This window comes from Oryzomicrobium sp., from assembly GCF_036820405.1.
In the GTDB taxonomy this organism is placed as follows: domain Bacteria; phylum Pseudomonadota; class Gammaproteobacteria; order Burkholderiales; family Rhodocyclaceae; genus Oryzomicrobium.
In genome coordinates this window covers 69,975-92,341 of sequence record NZ_DAISLS010000007.1, presented here as the reverse complement: position 1 = coordinate 92,341, position 22,367 = coordinate 69,975, and the positions used below count along the sequence as shown (strand labels likewise).

Here is a 22,367-nt window from a genome sequence, read left to right as displayed (position 1 = left end):
GGAGCAGTCATGAGCGCAGACCATGTACACCACGAGGGGCATCATCATTCACCCCTTCCGTCGAAAGCGGTGATTGATCCGGTTTGCGGCATGACGGTGAAGCCGGAATCGCCTCATGAGTCCTGGTTGGACGGCACGTTGCACCGCTTTTGCAGCAGCAAGTGCAAGGACAAGTTCGATGCGGACCCCGGGCATTATCTCCACCCGATGCCAGATGTGGCGGTAGAGAATCTTCCGGCAGGAACCGAGTACGTCTGCCCGATGCACCCGGAGGTCCGCCAGCCTGGACCGGGCACTTGCCCGAAGTGCGGTATGACCTTAGAGCCAGTCCTTCCCAACCTTGAGGCAGGAGAAGACAACGCCGAATACCATGACTTCCGTCGGCGCTTTTGGGCCACCTTGCCTCTAACCATCATCGTGGTGGTGCTCGCCATGGCCGGGCACCGCCTCGAAATGCTCCCGGTCACCCTAAGGACCTGGGCAGAACTGATCCTCAGTCTCCCCATCGTCCTGTGGGCAGGTAGCCCATTCTTCGTCCGTGGTTGGCAGTCCGTTATTCAGCGCAGCCCGAACATGTGGACCTTGATTGGCCTGGGTACCGGCGCCGCCTTCCTCTACAGCGTGGTGGCCACCTTTGCTCCGGGCATTTTCCCAGAATCATTCCGTGCTCATGGCCGGATTGGCGTTTATTTCGAAGCAGCCGCGGTGATCATCTCCCTCACCCTGCTGGGCCAAATGCTGGAATTGCGGGCTCGCTCGCAGACCTCTGCGGCCATCAAGTCCTTGCTCGGCCTCGCGCCGAAGACGGCGCGGCGGATCAATTCTGATGGCGGAGAAGAAGACATCCCACTCACGCATGTTCATGTTGGGGATCTCCTGCGTATCCGTCCAGGGGAGAAGGTGCCGGTGGATGGGGTAGTTACCGAAGGCTCCAGCGCCATCGACGAATCGATGCTGACAGGGGAGCCTCTGCCCGTCACCAAACGCCCAGGGGACAAGGTTATCGGCGCCACCATCAACACCTCGGGCAGCCTAGTGATGCGCTCGGAAAAAATCGGCGCCCAAACCATGCTGGCCCAGATCGTCCAGATGGTCGCCCAGGCCCAGCGTTCCAAGGCTCCCATGCAGCGCCTGGCCGACGTGGTGGCGGGCTACTTTGTTGTTGTGGTGGTACTGATCGCCCTAGCGAGCTTCTTGGCCTGGGGGTTGTTGGGCGGTCCGCAGGGCTGGGTGTTCGGCCTGATCAACGGGGTGGCCGTGCTGATCATTGCCTGCCCCTGCGCCTTGGGATTGGCCACTCCTATGTCGATCATGGTATCCACGGGAAAAGCCGCCACCCAGGGGGTACTGTTTCGTGACGCCGCCGCCATCGAGCGTCTGCGTGACATCGACACCCTGATCGTGGACAAGACCGGCACCCTGACCGAAGGGCGCCCTGCCTTCCAGACCGCCATCCCAGTCCCGGGCATCGACCGGGATGATGTGCTCCGCCTTGCTGCCAGCCTGGATCAAGGTAGTGAGCATCCCCTGGCTGATGCCATCGTGCGAGCGGCACGAGAGCAGGGGCTCGTCCTCGACAAGGTCGAGGGATTCGAATCCGCGTCGGGAATCGGCGTCCGGGGGGTGGTCGCCGGCAAGCGCTTGGCACTGGGGAATGGTGCCTTGATGGCACAGGACGGCGTGGTGGTCGAATCGTTGCGGGACGAGGCGGAAGCCCTTCGGCGCTCGGGTGCGAGCGTCATGCACCTGGCCGCCGACGGTGCGCTGATGGGGCTGCTTGCCGTTGCCGACCCGGTCAAGTCCAGCACGCCGGAGGCGCTGGCCGTCTTGCGCCAGAGCGGCCTGCGGGTCGTCATGGCAACGGGAGACGGCCTTACCACTGCCCGCGCCGTTGGCGATCAATTGGGCATTGACGAGGTTCACGGCGAAGTGAAGCCTGCAGACAAGCTGGCGCTGGTTGAGCGCCTCCAGGCAGAGGGCCGAGTGGTGGCGATGGCCGGTGATGGCATCAACGACGCTCCGGCCTTGGCCAAGGCTGATGTTGGGATTGCAATGGGAACCGGGACAGATGTGGCGATGAACAGCGCCCAGGTCACCCTGGTGAAGGGGGATTTGCGCGGCATCGCTCGTGCACGCCAACTGTCGGCGGCGACAGTGCGCAACATGCGACAAAACCTGGCATTCGCCTTTCTCTATAACGCGCTGGGGGTGCCTATCGCGGCTGGCATTCTGTTCCCCTCATTTGGTTTGGTGCTTTCTCCCATCATCGCCGCGGCTGCGATGAGCCTTTCTTCGGTGAGCGTCGTGGGAAACGCGTTACGTCTGCGAGGTGTCTGATTATTTCGGTACCCGAACGGTACCGAATCCGGCTGACAGAAATGTAATCGTTGCGTCATGTTTGTGGCGGTCAGACGGAACCATGCTTCGTGGGTCTGCCCCTCTTTTTATAGAAGGTCAGAGCTCAACTTACCTTAGGAGATCTGTCATGAAACTGTCTGCCACTCTTGCTACTGCTACCTTTCTTGCTACCTCCGCCATCGCCTTGGGAGCACACGCCGCCGAAGGCGACAAACCCATGGGAACCGACGCGCCCATGATGTCCCCAGACAAGGGAATGGACATGAAGCACCACTCCCATGTCGAAGATAAGACGGGTGTGCCGCAGAAGCCGGTCGCCAAACCTGGGGAGCAAAAACGCAAGATGCCGGCGAAAGACAAGCACTACCACCCGCGCGACGGCAAGTAATGCCTCGAGAGGGGGCTCGGTATAGCGAAGCCCCCTCGCCTAATGCAGGCGGCCTCCCGCGTTTATATACCAGGAGTATTCATGTCCGGTGAACCCGAGTCTCAGCCCAATGGCGATCAGGAGCGCGGCCATCGGGGGGTCGTATGGGTCTGGTGGGCCTTTGCGGCTATTGCTGCCTTTTACCTATTTACGGAACACCGCGCCCATCTTTTCGGCATCTTGCCCTATCTGCTCTTTCTGGCCTGTCCGCTGATGCACTTCTTCATGCATCGCCACCATGGACACCACCCACAAGACTCTCAGAGATCGAAGAGAGGCAATCATGAGCACTGATACGGGAGACTATGGCTTGTGGGCCCTAGTGGCATTGAATTCGGCGTTTTTCATCCTTTTTGCCGCCAGCTTCTTTAAGCCACGCACGAGCCAGGATTGGCGCACGTTTAGCTTGTTTTCGGCCTTTATCGTGGCGCTCTTTACCGAGATGTACGGTTTCCCGCTGACCATCTATCTGCTGTCAGGTTGGCTGTCCAAGCACTTTCCAGGCATCGATCCATTTTCACATGATGCCGGTCACCTTCTCGAACTGATGTTTGGGTGGAAGTCCAACCCTCACTGGGGACCTTTCCATCTCCTGTCGACAATTTTTATCTTCGGTGGATTCTGGCTACTCGCTAAGGCCTGGCCAGTGCTTTACAGCGCACAGCGTCACCATCGCATGGCCAATCAGGGCCCCTATGCCCGGGTTCGGCACCCTCAATATTTGGCTTTTATTATCATTATGGTGGGTTTTCTCTTGCAATGGCCTACCCTTCTGACACTCATCCTGTTCCCGATTCTGGTCATCACATATACGCGGTTGGCGAAAAAGGAAGAGCATGAAGCGTTGAAAGAATTCGGAGAGGAATATAGGAGTTACATGCAATCCACTCCAGCTTGGTTTCCAAGAAAAGGGGCGTCTCCTCCTGTCGGAATGCAATAAATAAAGATAAAACAATGGGCCTCGTTGGGGCCCATTGTTTTATACAGGATTAGTTTTTTAAACCCCTTAGCCGCCTTGGTAGGCAGGGTTTTCAGCCACATAGACCGTAACGCTCTCTGCGCCAGAGATGATTTTTGAAAGCGGGAAGACTTGAAGTCCAAGCGTGTCGAAGAACCAGGTCACAGATTTCTCGCCGACCCTGATTTCAACCGTCTCCAAGCGGGTTGCATTCAGGTATTTCGTGTCATCCGTGACAGTCACAACTCGGTTTGCAGGTGCGGAAACGGAGTAGCCCTCGGGTTGTTGCTGGTTCGCCGGGGCTTGGGCGCTCTGCTCGCCGACATGAGATAGCCAATGGAATGTACCAGCCTCAGAGCTATCTTCATGAGCAAGAGCATTGGTAGTGCCCCCAATGGCGAAGATGGCAGCAACCAAATATTTTGTAGTCTGAGTTTTCATGGGGATCTCCATATGAAGTAAGCGTGTGTATGTGAAATGGAATCAACTTGTCACGCACAAATCATAGAAACCGGAGCCCCACAAAAATATTGCTTAAAAATTACAGTTTGGAAAAAAAACAATTGAATCCTAACAGTGGTGTAAGGATCGGCTTAAACATTCCGTCTTGGCGCAGAGTTGAAAATGACTTGAATTTCTCGCTTAGGTTTACGGCATAGCCATGAATCCACGCGATACAAATTACTGAGCAACGATCTGCGCTACTTTACAAAGCTGGCGACTACCGGTGGAGACAACGAAGACCGCTCAATGAGTGCCCTTCGTCTTGTCAATGGTGCATCAGCGGATACAGGGCCAGTCCGATGGTGGCGGCCGCCACGACGATGACCGGCTCCTGGAGCTTCTTGAACTTCCACAGCAGGGCCGTGGTGCCGATGGCCAGTAGGGCCGTGGGGATGTCGGTGATCGAGCGCTGGGCGATAACGATCACCGATCCCGTAATGGCGCCGACTGCTGCCGCCGTGATGCCATCGACGAAGGCGACGATGGCGGGCAGCTTCCCGTACTTCTTGAAATAGGGCGCCGGGATGACGGTGAACAGGTAGCACGGCAGGAAGGTTCCCAAGGCTGCCACGCAGGCCCCGGGTAGTCCCGCTACTAGGTAGCCGATGAAGCCGACGGTGATGACCACCGGGCCGGGAGTGATCATGGCCACCGCCACGGCATCGACGAACTGCTTGTCGTTGAGCCAGTGGTACTCGGTCACCACCCCGCCATAAAGGAAGGGCACGATGGCCAGCCCCGAGCCGAAGACAAAGGCGCCGGCCTTGGCGAAGAAAAGACCGATTTGGGTTAGCAGGCCGGGGTCGAAGGACGAGGCGAGCCCTGCGGCAGGCGGCAACTGCCCGGAGAGCGCCGCTGCAACGCCTCCCTTCTTGAGCCACTCAGGTGGAGCGCGCCAAAACCAGACGAGGAGACCGGCGGCGATGAACAGCCAGGCGATCTCCGACTCGGTGATGACCGTGACGGCCCCCAGGGTGAGATAGATCGCCCACAGCAATTTGTCCTTGCCGATGCTCTTGTTGGTCAGTTTGTAGGCACTGATGGCGATGATGCCGATCACGGAGGCACCGACACCGTAGAACACGGCTTGCATCCATTGCAGGCCACCGAAGGCGACATAGGCCCAGCCCAAGGCGACCACCATCAGGAACGAAGGCACGACAAAGGCGATACCGACGAGCGTCGCGCCGAGAATGCGGTAATGCACGTAGCCGAGATAGATCGCAAGTTGTGCCGCGAGCGGGCCCGGTGCCATCTGAGCCAGCGCCAGGCCTTCCTTGTAGTCTGAGTCACTGATCCAGCCACGACGCTCGACAAGATCGCGGTGCATGTAGCCGACCAAGGCTACGGGCCCCCCGAAGCCAAGTGCGCCCAAGCGTAGGAAGTACAGGACGCACTGCCACAGGGTGTAGTTCGGGCTGTTGGTCTGAGTGTTCATGGCAACCTCACGGAATGGCTCCGGCACAACGCCTTACTTCCCGAGGGAAAAATAGGCATGGAGGGAATCGAGCACGGGGCTGATCTCCTCCAGGAGACGGTCGTCGTCGGTATGGCGTTGGCGCGCACCTTCAAGGATGGCCTCGAATCCCTGGCCTTCGGGCGTCATGCCATCCCCGACATCAAGTCCATGCACCAAGGCCCCAAGGCGGAGCAGTCCGCGGTCGGTATCAAGGCCAAAGCTCACCAGTAGGGTCTCGAAGCTGACGAGGTTGCCAACATGGGTGAAGGCTGCCCCGTCGAAGTCAAAACCGAGGGCATCCGGCGGGCAGTCCTTGGTGTCCTTTAGCCAGACAAAGCGGGCGTCACGATCAATGAAGCGGCGGATCAGCCAGGCTGAGGCAATACGGTCCACCCACAATCGGGAACGCGTGGCCCATAGACGCCCCTGGTAGTTGGATAACGAGAGCCGCGGTACGAGCCCCTCGGCGGCCTCGGGCTCGTCGGGGGCGAATTGGCGGGTTAGCCGCCGTTCGGCATCAGCCAGGGCCCGGCGCGCAATGTCGAGCTGGTCATCTGGAAAGAAATCGATGGTGGCGATGGCTTCAAGATCTTTGCGGATCTGGCGCACCTGTCGCCGGGCCTCCGTTTCAGGTGCTTCAGCGAGCCTATCGGAGAATGCGCCAAAGGCGGTGCGCCATTCCCGGTAGGCCTCGCTACGATCAAACAGGGCGCGCCAGGCCAGCTCCATTTCGGGTGACTGGCTTGGGAGATCGACAAGCCACGCACTTCCTTCGGCGGCGATCAACTCGTCTCGCAGAGAGGCCAGTACGGGGCGCAAAGATTCCTGGGCGGGCAAGAGGTAGACCCCATCCCGCAAATTGACGGCACCGATGCCCTTGAGTTGGCGCCAGAAGCGCAGACGCAGGCTGCCGGCTTGGCCAGGAAGTGTTGCAATGAAAAGTAGCCAATCCATTTCTGTAACACGCAATTCATCATGTGAACTACATGCTACAAAAACGAAATAGTTATTTCAAGGAAGATTAGTGCTCATGCCGATGATGCAGGTCCGGTAGATGGGCGTGTACGTGAGTCAACGGCGTGTGCCGGTGCTTGTGGGTGTGGGGTTCCGGTCCCTCGCTGCCATCATGATGATGCTGATGATGAGCATCGTGCGTGTGGGCATGCATGTGGGTCAGGGGGCTGTGCGTATGGGCATGGCTGTGTTTTTCAGTCAGCACGAGCCATGTGGCGACGAGCATGAGCACTACGGCTCCCAGGAGCGTCAAGGTCAGGGGCTCGCCGAGCAGTAGAACGGACAGAACGGCGCCAATGAACGGTGCAGTACCGAAATGAGCGGCTGTGCGCGCACTACCCAGATGACGGAGCGCTAGGATGTAGCACAGCAGGCTAGCGCCATAGCTGAGACTTCCCAGCAGCAGTGCTCCACATGCGTACCCCATCGGGAACCAGGGGGCGCCCGTCAATTGGCCGAGTGCGAGATTGACGCTGCCGGCCACCAAACCTTTGACCATGGCGATCAGCACTGGATCACCACCGGAGATTGGGCGGGTCAGGTTGTTGTCGAGGCCCCATAACCCGCAGGCGGCAATGATCGCGAGGGCATGCAACGACAGTCCGAAGCTGGCCCCAGGCTCATAGGCCAGGAGCGCACCGGCGGCAATCATCAGGGCCGATGCGATCCAGACGCGGGCATCGATGGCTTCATGAAATGCGAATGCGGCAATCAGCGTAGTGAGCATTCCCTCTGTCGAAAGCAACAAGGAGGCATCAGAGGCAAAAACGCCGGAAAGCCCCCAGAGCAGGAGGACTGGAGCGGCAATGCCCCCGCTGATCACTGCACCGGCCAGCCAAGGTAAGTCAGTGCAAGTTAGAGGTGATTCCTGTGCACCTATTCTACTGTTGCGACGAATTAGCCAGACCAGGAAAAGCCCTAGGCCGCTGCCCAAATACAACAGACCCGCGAGCGAGAGTGGCTTGATGTTGGCGAGCAATAACTTTGAAATCGGTGCGCTGGCGCCGAACAGTGCGGCGGCCAACAGGGCGAGAAAGGCGAAGCGTTGAAGGCTGCGGTCGATCATGTCTGTGGGGCGGGTGGAAGTGGGTGATCCCGTTATGAGCGAGTTGCCAAGGTTTACTGTGGCAGCTTTCACGCCACTGGGTGACAGGTTTGATGCGAATACTCACTGAGGTCCATGTCTGGACATCCCTCATTGACTCGTTGCTCAGCGATGGTGAAACGCTCATGACTGTGGCGGCCGGCAATAATGGCGAGCGTGACAAGGATCTCGGCTTTGACCGGATTCAGGTGCCGGCAGACAGCGTCAATGCGCTGACCGTCGGCGCATCCGACAGAACCACGAGTGAATGGGCCCGCGCAAACTACAGTGCCAGAGGGCCCGGCCGTAGCCCGGGACGGCGCAAACCCGACGTTTTGGCGTTCGGGGGGAGTGGCAGCGAATACTTCCACGTCGCCGTGTCGGACGTTGCGCCGCGGATTGCGCCCAATCTGGGAACTAGCTTCGCATCTCCTCTGGCCCTCAGATCTGCTGCAGGTGTCAGCGCCTTCTTGGGAGACGACGTCCACCCGCTGACGATCAAGGCATTGCTGATCCACAGCTGCGAAGCGCGGGATGGCTTGCATCCGCATGATATCGGTTGGGGCCTGGTCCCGAGTGACCTGACCGAAATCATCACCTGCGGCGAGGGAGTCGCCCGGATCATTTATCAGGGAAAGCTCAACCCGGGAAAATACCTTAGAGCCCCGGTACCGTGCCTCCCGACCAAATGACCGGCAGGGTGGAACTAACAGCAACCTTTTGCTACGCAAGCCCGGTCGATCCCCAGGACTTTAGCGCTTATACCAAGGCTGGACTGGACATTAAGTTTCGGCCCCATGTCGACAAGAAGGCCAACAAGAACGCCAAGAACCCCAAAATGGATTCATTCTTCCCAGCCAGCGAATGGCGGACGGAGCAAGAGCAACGGAATGATTTGGCAAAGTGGGAAACCGTTCTCCATGGGAAGCAGAACTACAACGGCTCTAGCCTCAAGGGATCGACCTTTGATATCCATTACAACGCCAGAGCTGGCGCCGGAAATGCCTACCGAGGCGACGCCACACTGATCCCCTATGCGTTGGTGCTGACGTTGAAGGCCCCCAAGCACCTCAACATCTACGAGGACATTCTGGCTGCGCATGGTCCTCTCCAGGCTTTGGAATCCAGACTGGCAATTCCTGTCCGGGTGTAAGGCTGTCACGAACCCATGGGACTTTTGCTGCAAAAGTGGCTCGGGAGAACTGTTGGCTATCGGGCGCTGGCGCCGACACCAGCTCTCCCTGATTTACTTGCAACATTTCTCATCACAACCTTTGGTTATGCCTTCCCAATCCACCCAAGCTAAGCAGGTCGTTCCGAGTCGTCGTTGTCCGGCCGCATCTCGGCCGAAACTGCCGTCAGACCCTCTCAATGAAAATGGCAGGTTATGACTTCAGACCGGCCATTGGTATCTTCGAAGGTACAACTATCTAGATAGGCTGGCTTCCGACCTAAAGCAGCATTTCGCCGAAAAGGGAAGCTGACTCTCGCGCATAGAGACGCTGCCAGGTATGAGAAGAGTTCAGCAACCTGTAGCTCAGATCGGGATCTCGATTGCGACCGGTGCCGCAATCTGCTGTGCGACTCTCGCATAGAGGTCCTGCTGGATCTCAGGCGCCTCGATCGACACAACGAGGCTGTACCTGGCCGCCCGGTCGAACCGCCCGTGGCTCGGGCGATTTCGCCACCATCCCAGCGCAGGAAAGACTGCCAACTGTCCACGGTTGGCGAGCGCAGCGGCGGTTCCTCTCCAGCTATCGCTTACGAGTGAGCCGCGAGCACGCGTGCGCTCACCGATGGTCCAGCCGACGTCGGCGCCACCGGCCGCGGGAAGCACTTGCTCTGCGGCTACCGCTTGGGCATTGATGCGGCGCCGAAAGGAAGCCTCGGTTTCCAAGGGGCGCCGCACCGCGAATCGCAACGCGTGCGACTGGTACGCATACTTGTCGATGCCGCCGCGCTCGCCAGGGTTCGGCTCAATGAAGTACGAGAGCGTGACCCGAAGCGTCACTTGCGCGTCGCCCAGCTCCTGAAGCAGCTCGGTCGGCCAGGGCAGGTCGTGCAGATGCATATCGCGGGTACGGACCGTCGAGCCCACCTTCTGGTACGGCTGCAACTGGTCCTGGACGATCAACGTGAGCGAGTTGCTCGCGCTATACAATGCCCGCTCCAAACTGGGAACGCCGTAGCCGCAATGCCGGAGCAGCTGTCGCATATTGGCCTGGTTGCGAAGCCCGTTCGGGGTGTAAGCGTTGAGCATCGGCTGCGTCCATCGCGCCGAGTGGACCATCAGCGCTCGAATGGTCTCTGGCCAAAAGTTGGGATACGCGGCCTGAATCCGAGCGGCCATGCCCGCAGCCAGGGCAGTGGATGCACTGGTCGCCCAACTCAACGTGAAAAGGCGGTCGTGGGGTTGGTAATTGGTTGTCAGAAGCGACAGGCTATCCATCTGGCTTGTGAAGCCAGTCCCATCGACCGCCGCATTGCCGCCTTCCATCACGATGTCGGGTTTGAACGGCCAGCCTGGCTGCCAGGTCGACGATGTTGTCGTGTATGGGCTCAGCCCACCGGCTGCCGCGATCGGGACATACTCGTGGCCGAAGGCCTCAGAGATCGTCGTGAGCTCAGAGTACGCACCCACCGTGAGCGCATTCCAAGCCTGCCCGGGATCGTGCACTAGGTTCGTCGAGAGGCTGGCCGGGTAGTCACCCCAGGCATTGGGATCCTGCGTGTTCCCCGCGCAGATCACAAATAGGCGCGGGGTCTCCCCCTGACCCTCGCAGTCGAAGGCGAGACGGTCGACCTCAGCAGACCACGACGAAGGGCGCCCTCGATCACGGCCGTCAGTGGACGACACTGCCATCGCGAACACGCGGCGGCGGTCCTGAGCTGTAATTTCAACACGTGCTACGGCTTCCGCCGTTATCGCGCCGTAGGACTGACCGTCGTTGTCGCCTGGTCCCTGTAGGATCTTCACTGATTCAAGGCGATGCGGCACGGACAGCGCACCATTGTCCGAAAGCGCCGGTGTCAGGTCACCGAACAATGCCAAACCCGCAAGTTCGGTGCCATGACCATTGGTATCATCGTGTCCCCAACCAGGCTCCACGGTGTGGCGATCACCGTCGGCGACCATCGGAGCCAGCAGGGGGTGCCCATGATTGACGCCGGTATCCAGCAAAGTGACGTACGAGTTACCCGCATGCTGCAACATGAGACGGTCTTGCAGGTTCCCGGTCCACTCAGCTTCTTCTTCCTGCGGTAGTGCAGCGAAGAACTCAGCGGTCGTCTTTGCTCGACGCAGCTCGGCTACCATGTTGAGTACCAACGAGGATTGAAGCAACTGCGCCTTGCTACCGTACATCTGCACGACCGAACGCTCCGGAAAGTGCAGCGCTCGCTCCCGTATAAGTAGCCCCGCCAGTTCACCTACCTTGCGGAAGTCTTCGATGACTTGCGGCCGGTTGTCACCGGCGGGAAGCCACGCTTCCCACCAGATTGCCTCGGCGTCGTTGGCCGGCAGTGCCCCGGCGCTGTCTGTCCACAGGGAGTCGAACGTGGCGACACGCACCGAGCGGATCGCATCAATCAACGACTGGTTGTCGAGAGAACGACCGCCAGCACCGGTTCGGTGTTCGGCGTAGGCTTCGATCAGCCTTTCAAAGTGCGTCAGCTTTCCCTGGGGCACGAAAACGGTAGCCAGCACCTGGTTACCTTGCTTCCGTACGTTCATGAGTTCAATGCCCTGACGATCGCGGGCCAAGCTCTCGGCTGCCAACTCAACCCCCTGTTGGCTCTCGAACTCGATCAGGATGCCGATTGCTGTCTGTACTTTTGCGGCCTTCTGCTCGGCCACCAGCTGCAGCTGAGCCGCCTCTACCTGTGCAAACTGGGTGTGCAACTCCTGCGCATGTTGCACACGGGGCTGATGCGGTACTGCGGCTTTGACGACGACAGCCTTCTTAGCGGTGTACCCCTCAGTGGAGCGCGTGTCCTGCGGAAAGAGATGCGGGCGCCGCTGATGGTTCTCTGTGGCCATGCAAAATGATGGCTTACTCTTTGCAGCCAGCCGTGCGGCGGCGCACTGCCTGGCGCTGCTGCAACAGGGCGCGCAGCGCTTCGGTCGGGATAATCTCCTGATCGTGCATCACGGCCTCTTTGATCGCATCGTCGATCGCCCGCGCGATCTCCGCATGGCTTAAGCCGGCTGCATCTGTTGCCAGGTCTGCGAGGTCCTTCTTCGACTTGACGTAGACAGCTAGGCGTAGCCGCAGCAGCGCCTGCACCTCCACCTTAGACGGCGCGTGGTACTCGACCACGTCGTCGAAGCGCCTGAAGAGTGCTTCGTCCAGAATGTCCGGGTGGTTGGTCGCTGCGACAATCACGCTGTTGGAATCGTCCTGCTCAATCATGAGCAGGAAGCTGTTCAAGATCCGGCGGATTTCGCCCACATCGTTCGCCATTCCACGCTGGCTGCCAATCGCATCAAACTCGTCGAAGAAGTAGACGCCTCGAGTGGACACCACAGCGTCGAAGACTTGACGAAGCTTTGCTGCTGTCTCCCCCATGTACTTCGTGATGAGCGAGTCCAGACGAACCACGAACAGCGGGATGCCTAGTTCGCCGGCGAGTGCCGAGGCGGTCATCGTCTTGCCGGTACCCGACGGGCCGACGAGCAGCAGCTTGCGCCGCGGGTACAGGCCGTGGCTGCGCAACTTCGACAGATGTCTTTGCTCTTTGAGCACGCGTTGGAGGCTCTGCTGCAACGACTCGGACAGCACCATGTCGCTCAACCGGCGCGAGGGGTAGGAGACGTTAAGCAGCCCTGCAAGCTCGCCTTTCGGCCTTGCAATCGGGATTGCGCCATCCCCGCTGCTGGCGTTGCGGCGGGCCTTTGCGGCATCGATCAGTTCGCGCAACTCTTCGGCCAACTTTCCGTGACCTTGCTTCGCCTCATGGGCGGCCATCTGCATGGCCACCGAGTAAAAGTGGCGATCGTCGCCCTCCGCGTGAGAACGCAGCAATGCTTTGAGTTGATTGCCGTTCGCCATAATCGCGCCATTGTCTCGCATTCTGCAGGCCTGCTCAATCGCAGTCGCCAAAGTTGTTGCTGTTTCAGCCCAACCATCGACCGTTCCCGCTGCATTGCTGTCGTTGGGTCTCGAGAACGCCACTTCAGCTTTGGGTCGGGAGTTCGCGTGCGTCGCTCGGGAAAGCTGACGTTCAGGGCATCCAGGCTGCCAACGACAGCAATTTTCCCGACACCGGCCTTACATCCTCGCCATCCCCAACGACCGCAATGGCCGAAGACCGGAAGCTCCAGAAACACAAAGCCCGGCATTCGCCGGGCTTTGATCATTTACTGTCCGACAGACTTTGTTTATTGCAATCAGTCTGCTGTTGCGGTGAGATAGCTATCTCGTTGTTTTCCTTATGTTTCAAGATTTTTCATTTCATTTCAAGAAACTATTGTCCGGAAACATATCACCAGAAATCACCACAGGCTTTCCCGTTCCGGGGTGGCGGTGATGTTGTGGATCGACAGGTCGGCACCGTTGTACTCGTCTTCCGGGTCGAGGCGTAGGCCGAGGGTGGCGCGCAGGGTGCCGTACACGAGGGCGGAGCCGGCCAGGGCGACGGCGATGGCGAGGAGGGTCATCAGCAGTTGGGGCAGGAAGGCCACGCCGCCGACGCCGCCCAGGGCGGGGGAGCCGAAGATGCCGCAGGCCAGGCCGCCCCAGGCGCCGCACAGGCCGTGCAGGGGCCACACGCCAAGCACGTCGTCGATCTTCCAGCGGTTCTGGGTGAGGGTGAACATGTAGACGAACAGGGCGCCGGCGGCCAGGCCGGTGACCAGCGCACCCATCGGGTGCATCACGTCGGAGCCGGCGCACACCGCCACCAGGCCAGCCAGGGGGCCGTTATGGACGAAGCCCGGATCGTTCTTGCCCAGCACCAGGGCGGCCAGGGTGCCGCCGACCATGGCCATCAGGGAGTTGATCGCCACCAGGCCGGAAATCTTGTCCAGGGTCTGGGCGCTCATGACGTTGAAGCCGAACCAGCCCACCGCCAGAATCCAGGCGCCCAGGGCGAGGAAGGGGATGGAGGAGGGCGGGTGGGCCGAGATAGCGCCGTCCTTGCTGTAGCGGCCGCGCCGGGCGCCGAGCAGCAGCACGGCGGGCAGGGCCAGCCAGCCGCCCATGGCGTGCACCACCACGGAGCCGGCGAAGTCGTGGAACTCGGCGCCGAAGCTGGCTTTCAGCCAGTCCTGGATGCCGAAGGCCTGGTTCCAGGCGATGCCTTCGAAGAAGGGGTAGACGAAGCCCACCAGGCAGAAGGTGGCGGCCAGCTGGGGGTTGAACTTGGCCCGCTCGGCGATGCCGCCGGAGATGATGGCGGGAATGGCGGCGGCGAAGGTGAGCAGGAAGAAGAACTTGGTCAGCCCGAAACCGTGGTCCAGGGTGAGGGTCTCGGCGCCCTGGAAGAAATGCACCCCGTATGCGATGCCGTAGCCGACGAAGAAGTAGGCGATGGTCGATACGGCGAAGTCGGCCAGGATTTTGACCAGGGCGTTGACCTGGTTCTTCTTGCGCACGGTGCCCAGTTCGAGAAAGGCGAAGCCTGCGTGCATGGCGAGCACCATGATGGCGCCCAGCAAAATGAAAAGGGTGTCCGATGCGGACTGATGGTTCTCCATGGTGCCTCCCATAAAACGGATGCACCGCCTCTGCAATTGTTGTTCCAGGCCGGGGCCACAGCAAAACCCTTTTACGATCAGCGGCTTGGGTTTTTGACGCCGGGCTGACGTCCCTTAAATGGTGCGCCGGGCAGGGTTTCGGCCCAAATCGGTGCGTCTTGCACCGATTTGGGCGGCGGCGCGGGAGGCCGTGCGCCGCCGCCTACGCCTGCCTGCGTCCACCTGCACCTGTGTCAGCGAGGGCCGGCTCCTGGGGGCAGCAGCACCCACATCCGGCCCTTCTGCTTCATCCGCCCGGCCAGGCTGCCGGCGTCCGGGCCAAAGCCCCAGAAGAAGTCGGCCCGCACCACGCCCTTGATGGCGCCGCCCGTGTCCTGGGCGAGCATCAGGCGGTTGAGGGGGCGCTCCTCGTTGGGCCAGCTGGTGGCGAGGAAGACCGGGGCGCCCAGGGGCGTGGTGCGCGGGTCCACCGCCAGGCTGCGGGCGTCGCTCAGGGGCACGCCCAGGGCGCCGATGGGGCCGCCGTCGGCGTTCTTCAGCTCGCGGAAGAACACGTAGCTGGGGTTCTCGTTGAGCAGGGCCTGGACCTTGGTCGGATTGGCCCGGGCCCAGGCCTGGATGCCCTGCATGCTGGCCTGCTCCGGCTTCAGCTCGCCCCGCTCGATCAGTACCCGGCCGATGGACTGGTAGGGGTGGCCGTTCTGGTCGGCGTAGCCGACGCGCAGCAGGGAGCCGTCCGGCAGCTTGACCCGGCCCGATCCCTGGATTTGCAGGAAGAACAACTCGATCGGGTCGTCCACCCAGGCGATGGCCTTCTCGCCCATCTTGGCTTCCCGGGGCGCCAGCTCGGCGCGGGACCAGTAGGGCACCACCTTGTTGCCTTGCAGCCGGCCGCGCAGGCGCAGGTTCTTCAACTCGGGGAAAACATCGGAAAGCTCGATGGTGAGCAGGTCGGCAGGCACCGGCAGCACTGGGTGCTGGTTCGGGCTGATCCGTTGCCGGCTGCCGTTGAGCATGGGTTCGTAGTAGCCGGTGATCAGGCCGTTGTCGGCGCCGTCGGGGTTGACCAGCCGCCACGGGGTGAAGCGGGATTCGAAGAAGCGCCGCGCGGTGGCGCTGTCCGGCGTGCCCAGGGTGGCCGCCTCTTCGCAGGCGCCGCGCCACAGGGGCCAGTCGCGGCGCGACTTCATGCCCTTGCACGAATTGAGGAAGCCGGGCCAGGCCGCCGCCAAGTCGTCGTCCTGCCAGCCCGGCAGATCGTCGAAGCGGGCCGGTTGCAGGGGCGGGGCGGCGGGGGGCGCCGGAACGGCGGCCTTTTCGCCGGGGCACACCGGGCAGGGGGCCGGCGCCTGGGTGGCGCAGCCGGCAAGGAGCAGGGCGGCCAGGGCGCCGGCGGCCGCCAGGACGGCACCGCCGCGGCGGGCGCCCGGGCGTTGGAGGGGGGCGGGGATTCGGCTAAGGTGTCGCATTCGTGAAGTATACCCCCGTCGAAAATGCCGTCCCGGCGGGTCCGACCAACCCGATTCCATTCGATAGCACACCTGACACCATGGCCCGAGTGACCGCTGCCGCCAAGAAATCAGCCCTTCCCGCCGCCCCCGCCGCGGCTCCCGTCGATCCCCTGCTGGCCTTCCTGGCCCGGGCCGAAAGCGTCCTGGCCCGGCTGGAACCCTTGCTGCCGCCGGTGCCCGCCGAGCCCGACTGGTCCGCCCCGGCCTTCCGCTGGGTCAAGACCGGCGGCTTGGGCCACACCGGCCGGCTGGAAGCGGTGAAGCGCCTGGCGCCGATGCGCCTGGCCGACCTGCGCGACATCGACGAACAGAAGGCCCGGGTGGTCGCCAACACCCGCCAGTTCCTCGCCGGCAAGCCCGCCAACAACGTGCTGATGACCGGTACCCGGGGCTGCGGCAAGTCGTCCCTGGTGCGCGCCCTGCTCAACGAATACGCCGGACGCGGCCTGCGCGGCATCGAGGTGGACAAGGCCGATCTGGTGGACCTGCCCGCCATCGTCGCCCAGGTGGCGCATCGTCCCGAGAAGTTCCTGGTGTTCTGCGACGACCTGTCCTTTGAGACTGGCGAGGTGGCCTACAAGGCGTTGAAGTCGGTGCTCGACGGCTCCCTGGCCGACGTGCCGGCCAACGTGCTGATCTACGCCACCTCCAACCGCCGCCACCTGATGCCCGAGTATTTCTCGGAGAACGCCGAGACCAAGGTGGTGGACGGAGAGATTCATCCCGGCGAGGCGGTGGAGGAAAAGGTTTCCCTGTCCGAGCGCTTCGGCCTGTGGGTGTCCTTCTACCCCTTCGACCAGGACGCCTACCTGAACATCGTCAACCACTGGCTGGGCTACTTCGGCCTGACCCCGGCGGAAATCGCCGCCGCCGAGCGGGACGCTCTCAACTGGGCCCTGGGCCGCGGTTCCCGCTCCGGCCGGGTGGGCTGGCAGTTCGCCAAGGACTACGCCGCCCACCGCAAGGTCGCCGCCGCCAAGCCGGCAGCCAAGCCCGCCCCAAAAACCGCTGCGAAAGCGCCCGCCAAGCCCGCCCCGGCGGGCAAGAAGGCCGCGCCCCGGGCCGCCGGGGGGCGCAAGTGAGCGACAACGCCGCAACCGTCGCCAGCACCGACGCCGCTGCGCCGCGCCCGGTCACCCACGTGGCGGCGGCGGTGCTGCTGCGCCAGGGGCCGGCCGGCACCGAGTTCCTGCTCGCCCGGCGTCCCGAGGGCAAGGTCTACGCCGGCTGGTGGGAGTTTCCCGGCGGCAAGGTGGAACGGGGCGAAACCGACGCCCAGTGCCTGGTGCGGGAGTTGCAGGAGGAGATGGCCATCACCGTCACCGCTGCCACCCCCTGGATCACCCGCCGCTTCGAATACCCCCACGCCTCGGTGCGCCTCAAGTTTTTCAAGGTGACCGCCTGGGAGGGGGGCGCCGCCGACGGCGACATCCACGCCGTGGAGCACGACGCGGTGGCCTGGACGCCCCTGGGCGCCCCGACTGCGGTAGCGCCGGTGCTGCCCGCCAACGGGCCGATCCTGGAGGCCCTGGGGCTGCCCGAGGTCTACGCTGTCACCAATGCCGGCGCGCGTGGCATGGCAGCGGAGCTGGCCCGCCTCGATGCGGCCCTGGCCGGCGGCCTGCGCCTGGTCCAGGTGCGCGAGAAGGATGGCGCTCTGGACGCGGCGGCGCGGCGCGATTTCACCGCCGCCGTGGTGGCCCGGGTCCATGCCGCCGGCGGCCGGGTGCTGGTCAACGACGATGTGCAACTGGCCCGGTCGGTGGGCGCCGACGGGGTGCATCTGTCCTCGTCCGCCCTGCGCGCCGCCACCGCCCGGCCGGACATGCCCCTGGTGGCAGCGTCCTGCCACGACGCGGCGGAGCTGGACGCTGCCATCGCCCTGGGTTGCCAGTTCGCCGTGCTGGGGCCGGTAGCCCCCACAACCAGCCACCCGGGGACGGCGCCCCTGGGCTGGGCGCGTTTTGCCGAGCTGGTGGCGGAGAGCCCGATCCCGGTCTATGGGCTGGGCGGCTTGAGCGCCGCCGACCTGCCGGCGGCCCGGGCCGCCAACGCTCACGGCGTGGCCGCCCTGCGCGGCTGGTGAGGCGCCGATCGGAAGGAAGAAGGGCCGCGATGTCGCGGCCCTTTTCTTTTGCCTGCCCGCGCTGCCGCCCGCAGGGGCGCAGGCACCGCGCTTTGCGGTTGCGAGCTCCAACGGATGCGAGGTGCCGCCTACCGGCTTCCGGCCGTCGCTTCGGCCTGCCACTGCCGGCGCGGCAGGCGGTACAGGCAGTGGCGCAGCAGCGGATGGCCGGCGGGCAGGGCGGGGTGGTCGAAGTCCCCCGCGTCGTCCCGGGCCATGCCCAGCCGCGCCATCAGCGCCTGGGAGCGGACGTTGGCCAGGGTGGTGAAGGCCACGATCTCGTCCAGGCCAAGTTCCCCAAAGCCGAACCCCAGGGCGGCCCGGGCGCCTTCGCAGGCCAGGCCCTGGCCCCACCACGCCCGGGCCAGCCGCCAGCTGATCTCGACGCAGGGGGAAAAGGGCAGGGTGGCCGCCGGCACGTGCAGCCCGATCAGGCCGATGCAGGTGCCCGCGGCCTTGGCCTCCACGGCCCACGGGCCCCAGCCCCGCTCGGCGATCAGGTCGGTGCAGCGGTCCACCATGGCGTCGCTCTCGGTCCGGGTCAGGGGGGCGGGAAAGCAGGCCATCACCTCGGGGTCGGCGCACAGGGCGGCAAAGGGCGCCCGGTCGGCATTCCGCCACTGGCGCAGGATCAGGCGGTCGGTTTCGAGGACGGCGGGGAGCATGGTCATTTGGGCTGAACGGGGTTGCGGGCGCGGCCGGTCTCAGTCGCCGGTGGGCGAGATGCGGAAGGCGCGCACCAGGGGCTGGCGGCGCAGGGTGTCGGCGAGGTGCGAGGTGTTGGCCGGGTCGGTGGTGCGGATGACCATGCGGTATTCGAAGGATTGGCCGTCGTCGGACACCCGGTAGCTCATGTTGGCGATGGTGAAGCCGTGGGCTTCGAGCATGGCGCGTACGTCGCCCTCGGTCATGGCCGCGTCCCGGTCGAAGCGCAGGGCGTGGTGGGCGTAGGCATGGGAGGGCATGCGCGCCTCGATCCAGCGGAAGGCGGAGAGGACGCCCAGGGTGAGTAGGGTGGCCAGGATCGCCGGGAAGTAGAAGCCGACGCCGATCAGGATGCCCACGGCGGCGGTGATCCAGATCGAGGCGGCGGTGGTCAGGCCGCGCACGCTCAGGCCCTCCTTGAAGATCACCCCGGCGCCGAGGAAGCCGATGCCGGTCATGATGCCCTGGGCCATGCGGGTCGGGTCGGTGCGCACCGTGTCCAGGGGCACGCCGGGCAGCCACTTCCACTGGTAGAGGGTGACCAGCATCAGCAGGCTGGAGGCGAGGCACACCAGGGTGTGGGTGCGGAAACCGGCGGGGCGGGCGTGGTAGCTGCGCTCCAGGCCGATGATGCCGCCGGCCCCCAGGGCGCCGACCAGATGCAGGGCGATTTCGGGGATGTCTGCGTCCATGGGGCGAATCCTCCTCACGGGTGGGCCGGCGCGGCGCCGGCCGGGGTGGTGGTTGGGGCGCCGGCCCTGCCCCAAAAAGCTACGGGCCGCTGCCAGAGCGGCCCGTGCTGCGCTGCTGCGCCCGGCCCCGGGGATGGGGCGGGCGGTGCCGAATATCAGGCGGGCGGTTCTTCCAGGCCCGCGTCGTTTTCGGCGACCGGAACCCGGTAACTTTCGGTGGCCCAGGCGCCCAGGTCGATCAGCTTGCAGCGCTCGGAGCAGAAGGGGCGCCAGGGGTTGTCCGGCGACCATTCCTGCTCCTTGCCGCAGCTGGGGCAGGGAACCTTGGGACGGGCGGTGGCGGTGGTCGTGCTCATGCCCGCCATCTTACGCCAGCTTGAAGCGGGCCACCGAGGCGCGCAGGCCGTCGGCCAGGGCTTCCAGGGACTGGGCGGTCTGGGCGGTTTCCTTGACCGAGCGGTTGTTGTCCTCGGCCATCTGGGCGATGCGCTCCACGTTGCCGGCCACGTCGTTGGCGGCGCTGCTCTGCTCCTTGAGAGCCGAGGAGATTTCCTGGACGTGGGCCAGCACCGCCTCGGAGCCTTCGCGGATGCGGGCGATGGCCGAGCCGGCCTCGGCGGCCAGGTCGCGGCCCTCGGTCACCTGGTCCAGGCTGGCCTGCATGTTGGCCACCGCCTGGCGGGTGCCCTGCTGGATCTGGCCGATCATGTCGGCGATTTCCCGGGTCGAGGTGGCGGTGCGCTCGGCCAGCTTGCGCACCTCGTCGGCCACCACGGCGAAGCCGCGCCCGGCCTCGCCGGCCCGGGCCGCCTCGATGGCGGCGTTGAGGGCTAGCAGGTTGGTCTGCTCGGCGATTTCCTGGATGACGCCGACGATGGACGAAATCTCGCCGGAGCGGCGCTCCAGCTCGACGATGTCCTGGGCGGCGGCGGTGACCGTGTCGGCGATCTGCTGGATGCGGCCGACGGTGCGTTCGATCACCTCGCTGCCGGTCTGGGCAATGCTGCCCGACTCCTGGGCGATGGTGGCGGATTCGCCGGCGCTGCTGGCCACGTGGTTCACGCTCACGGTGAGCTGCTCCATGCCCGCGGCCATGGCCGACGAGGCCTCGCTCTGGTTTACCGAGGACTGCTCCAGCTCGCCGGCGGCGGCGTTGATCTGGTGGGCCGAGCTGGCCACCGTGGCGGCGTTGGCGGCGATGTCGGTGAGCATGGTGCGCAGCCGCTGCTGCATGTCGGCGATGGCTTGCAGCAGGGCGCCGATCTCGTCGCCGCCCTCGCGCCGTACCGCCACGGTCAGGTCGCCCCGGGCGGTGGCCTCGGCCACCTGCACGGCGCGGCGCAGCCGGTTGGCGATGCTGGTGGAAACGGTGATGGCGACGAAGGCGGCGATCAGGGCGGTGAGCAGGCCGCTGCCGACCAGGGTCCAGTTGGTCATCTTGCGCAGCTCGGCCAGCTCGCTGGTCTGGTCGGCCAGGCGGCCCCGCTCCTCGTCGGCGATTTCCTGGAGCAGGGTGCGCATCGCCTCCAGTCGCTCCCGGCCGCGGCCCGAGGCCACCAGGGTTTCCAGGTCGGTGAGCTTGCCGTAGCCGGAGCTGATGTCGTCGCGCATCTCGACCATCGGCGCCACCGCCAGGTTGGACCATTTGATCGCCGACACTTCCAGGCTGGCCAGCCGGTCCTGCTGGGCGGTGTTGCCCTCGGTGAGCTTCTTGGTTTCGTCGATCAGGGTCTTGAAGCGTTCCCGGCCGTGGTTGAGCGGGGTCAGGAACTCGGGCTGGCCGGCCAGGGCGTAACCCTGGGCGCCGGCTTCCATGCTGATCAGGGCTTCCTTGATGCCTTCCACGTTCACGATCACGTTGTAGGTGTGCTCGCTCAGTTGGTTGGCGTCTTCGAGGTGCGCTAGGTTGCGCCCGGTGATGGCGATGACGACGATGAAAATGGCGACAATGACGCCGAATCCGAGGAAAAGCTTGGTCTTGACGGCCAATTTACCCATGGGACTGTCCTCCTAAGGGGGGTGGGCGGGCAGATGCTTGGTGATTTTCGTGCGCCCGGGGTACGGGCGCCCTGCCTGCGAATGGCCGATGGTAAAAGCCTTTCCACCTTTTTTCCAGAGGTAGCGGCTAGTGGAAATCCCTGATATTCCGAAAGAATTTAACCGTATGAAGAAAAGGGATAAGCCGGTGGTGGTGGAGAAATACCCCGCAAGGGGCGCCGTCGTGCCGCTGGCCTATGCGTGCCGGATGGGGGCGCGGCACCACCGGCGGGAGGCTGACGGCAGGCGGCCCGGGGCCGTATAAACGAAAAGCCCCGCGTGGGGCGGGGCTTGGGGCGACCGGCGGGATGAGACGCTCAGAGGTTGCAGAAGGGAAGAACTAAGCTGGCTTGAAAGGTAGTATTCATGAGGCTCTCCATATTTTCTCGTCGTTTCAGCTACCCACGTAGCTACCCAAACATGCCCCGCTGGGCATTGCCGAATGCCAATTATGCCTCACCCCTCCCCCCATCCCATTTCGCGGGTGTGCACAGAAGCTGGGGCGGCCGGTCTCGATACCAAAACAGCTAGAGATTTTCACCCCCCTACCGGAGCAGCCATCAAAGTTATGGCCCCCTTAGCAGGCCGACAACTAGAAAAATGCCGCGCTGCATTCGCCCGCAGTGGAACACCCCGGAAAGGACCCATTCCCAATTCAGACGAACGGCAGCGCAGGCGCCCGCACCGCAAGCCGTCACAAGCCCGGCCAGCGCTCCAGCCCGGCTCGCCTGTCGCTTACCCCTTCGACTGGCGAGAATCCCCGGCAACGCATGAGCCTTTGCACGGGGCGATACCC

At 63.4% G+C, this 22,367-nt stretch carries 19 protein-coding genes and 1 pseudogene; 8 read left to right on the top strand and 12 right to left on the bottom strand.

The genetic code is table 11. The features are described from left to right. Window positions 1–9 precede the first annotated feature (9 nt). The 4 genes from V7Z98_RS08015 to V7Z98_RS08000 all read left to right on the top strand — a co-directional run bounded on the left by V7Z98_RS08015 (window position 10) and on the right by V7Z98_RS08000 (window position 3,725). The gene (locus V7Z98_RS08015; RefSeq protein ID WP_293263951.1) at window positions 10–2,337 is read left to right on the top strand and encodes a heavy metal translocating P-type ATPase; all 2,328 of its coding nucleotides are present in this window, start codon (window positions 10–12) and stop codon (window positions 2,335–2,337) included. Between the two features lie 148 nt (window positions 2,338–2,485). Next, window positions 2,486–2,746, top strand: coding sequence for a hypothetical protein (locus V7Z98_RS08010; RefSeq protein ID WP_293263950.1), 261 nt, complete (start codon window positions 2,486–2,488; stop codon window positions 2,744–2,746). 81 nt (window positions 2,747–2,827) lie between these two features. Then, on the top strand, window positions 2,828–3,079 hold the full coding sequence (locus tag V7Z98_RS08005) for a DUF2933 domain-containing protein (protein ID WP_293263949.1): 252 nt from the start codon (window positions 2,828–2,830) through the stop codon (window positions 3,077–3,079). Then, window positions 3,069–3,725 (top strand): methyltransferase family protein, encoded by a 657-nt coding sequence (locus V7Z98_RS08000; RefSeq protein ID WP_293263948.1) that lies wholly within the window; start codon window positions 3,069–3,071, stop codon window positions 3,723–3,725. The genes V7Z98_RS08005 and V7Z98_RS08000 overlap by 11 nt, the downstream gene beginning before the upstream one ends. 66 nt (window positions 3,726–3,791) lie before the next feature. Here the strand turns inward: V7Z98_RS08000 and V7Z98_RS07995 are convergent, their stop codons facing one another. The 4 genes from V7Z98_RS07995 to V7Z98_RS07980 all read right to left on the bottom strand — a co-directional run bounded on the left by V7Z98_RS07995 (window position 3,792) and on the right by V7Z98_RS07980 (window position 7,786). Then, window positions 3,792–4,184, bottom strand: a complete 393-nt coding sequence (locus V7Z98_RS07995; protein WP_293263947.1) for a CzcE family metal-binding protein — start codon at window positions 4,182–4,184, stop codon at window positions 3,792–3,794. Window positions 4,185–4,512: 328 nt separating this feature from the next. Continuing rightward, entirely contained in the window at window positions 4,513–5,685 is a 1,173-nt protein-coding gene (locus tag V7Z98_RS07990; RefSeq protein WP_293263946.1) for a chromate transporter, read from the bottom strand. A gap of 33 nt (window positions 5,686–5,718) precedes the next feature. Beyond that, window positions 5,719–6,660 carry a chromate resistance protein ChrB domain-containing protein gene (locus V7Z98_RS07985; RefSeq protein ID WP_293263945.1) on the bottom strand — a complete coding sequence of 314 codons (942 nt, stop codon included), beginning with the start codon at window positions 6,658–6,660 and terminating at the stop codon, window positions 5,719–5,721. A gap of 67 nt (window positions 6,661–6,727) precedes the next feature. After that, a complete protein-coding gene (locus V7Z98_RS07980) occupies window positions 6,728–7,786 on the bottom strand; it encodes a DMT family transporter (protein WP_293263944.1) in 1,059 nt (352 codons plus the stop codon). Between the two features lie 164 nt (window positions 7,787–7,950). Here V7Z98_RS07980 and V7Z98_RS07975 point away from each other — a divergent pair, with 164 nt between their 5' ends. Both V7Z98_RS07975 and V7Z98_RS07970 read left to right on the top strand, forming a co-directional pair. Continuing rightward, on the top strand, window positions 7,951–8,496 hold the full coding sequence (locus tag V7Z98_RS07975) for a S8 family serine peptidase (protein ID WP_293263943.1): 546 nt from the start codon (window positions 7,951–7,953) through the stop codon (window positions 8,494–8,496). Beyond that, window positions 8,493–8,957, top strand: a complete 465-nt coding sequence (locus tag V7Z98_RS07970; RefSeq protein WP_293263942.1) for a hypothetical protein — start codon at window positions 8,493–8,495, stop codon at window positions 8,955–8,957. Before V7Z98_RS07975 ends, V7Z98_RS07970 begins: the two co-directional genes overlap by 4 nt. A gap of 384 nt (window positions 8,958–9,341) precedes the next feature. Here V7Z98_RS07970 and V7Z98_RS07965 read toward each other — a convergent pair whose 3' ends face one another. The 4 genes from V7Z98_RS07965 to mltA all read right to left on the bottom strand — a co-directional run bounded on the left by V7Z98_RS07965 (window position 9,342) and on the right by mltA (window position 15,757). Next, a complete protein-coding gene (locus V7Z98_RS07965) occupies window positions 9,342–11,843 on the bottom strand; it encodes a S8 family peptidase (protein ID WP_293263941.1) in 2,502 nt (833 codons plus the stop codon). Window positions 11,844–11,856: 13 nt separating this feature from the next. Next, a complete protein-coding gene (locus V7Z98_RS07960; protein ID WP_293263940.1) occupies window positions 11,857–12,876 on the bottom strand; it encodes an AAA family ATPase in 1,020 nt (339 codons plus the stop codon). Window positions 12,877–13,298: 422 nt separating this feature from the next. Then, a complete protein-coding gene (locus V7Z98_RS07955; protein WP_334157603.1) occupies window positions 13,299–14,501 on the bottom strand; it encodes an ammonium transporter in 1,203 nt (400 codons plus the stop codon). Window positions 14,502–14,734: 233 nt separating this feature from the next. Further along, window positions 14,735–15,757 carry a murein transglycosylase A gene (gene mltA, locus V7Z98_RS07950; protein WP_442951826.1) on the bottom strand — a complete coding sequence of 341 codons (1,023 nt, stop codon included), beginning with the start codon at window positions 15,755–15,757 and terminating at the stop codon, window positions 14,735–14,737. Between the two features lie 293 nt (window positions 15,758–16,050). Between mltA and V7Z98_RS07945 the strand changes: the two are divergent. Both V7Z98_RS07945 and V7Z98_RS07940 read left to right on the top strand, forming a co-directional pair. After that, a pseudogene (locus tag V7Z98_RS07945) lies at window positions 16,051–16,965 on the top strand (ATP-binding protein); the annotation flags it as partial. Window positions 16,966–17,090: 125 nt separating this feature from the next. After that, window positions 17,091–18,098, top strand: coding sequence for a Nudix family hydrolase (locus tag V7Z98_RS07940; protein WP_334157600.1), 1,008 nt, complete (start codon window positions 17,091–17,093; stop codon window positions 18,096–18,098). Between the two features lie 128 nt (window positions 18,099–18,226). Here V7Z98_RS07940 and V7Z98_RS07935 read toward each other — a convergent pair whose 3' ends face one another. The 4 genes from V7Z98_RS07935 to V7Z98_RS07920 form a co-directional block, all read right to left on the bottom strand. Continuing rightward, window positions 18,227–18,808: a GNAT family N-acetyltransferase gene (locus V7Z98_RS07935; RefSeq protein ID WP_334157599.1), complete on the bottom strand. Its 582-nt coding sequence runs from the start codon at window positions 18,806–18,808 to the stop codon at window positions 18,227–18,229. 33 nt (window positions 18,809–18,841) lie between these two features. Further along, window positions 18,842–19,534, bottom strand: a complete 693-nt coding sequence (locus V7Z98_RS07930) for an MgtC/SapB family protein (RefSeq protein WP_334157598.1) — start codon at window positions 19,532–19,534, stop codon at window positions 18,842–18,844. 155 nt (window positions 19,535–19,689) lie between these two features. Continuing rightward, window positions 19,690–19,890, bottom strand: coding sequence for a DNA gyrase inhibitor YacG (locus V7Z98_RS07925; RefSeq protein WP_293263934.1), 201 nt, complete (start codon window positions 19,888–19,890; stop codon window positions 19,690–19,692). A gap of 10 nt (window positions 19,891–19,900) precedes the next feature. Then, window positions 19,901–21,532 (bottom strand): methyl-accepting chemotaxis protein, encoded by a 1,632-nt coding sequence (locus V7Z98_RS07920; RefSeq protein ID WP_334157597.1) that lies wholly within the window; start codon window positions 21,530–21,532, stop codon window positions 19,901–19,903. Window positions 21,533–22,367: the final 835 nt, after the last annotated feature.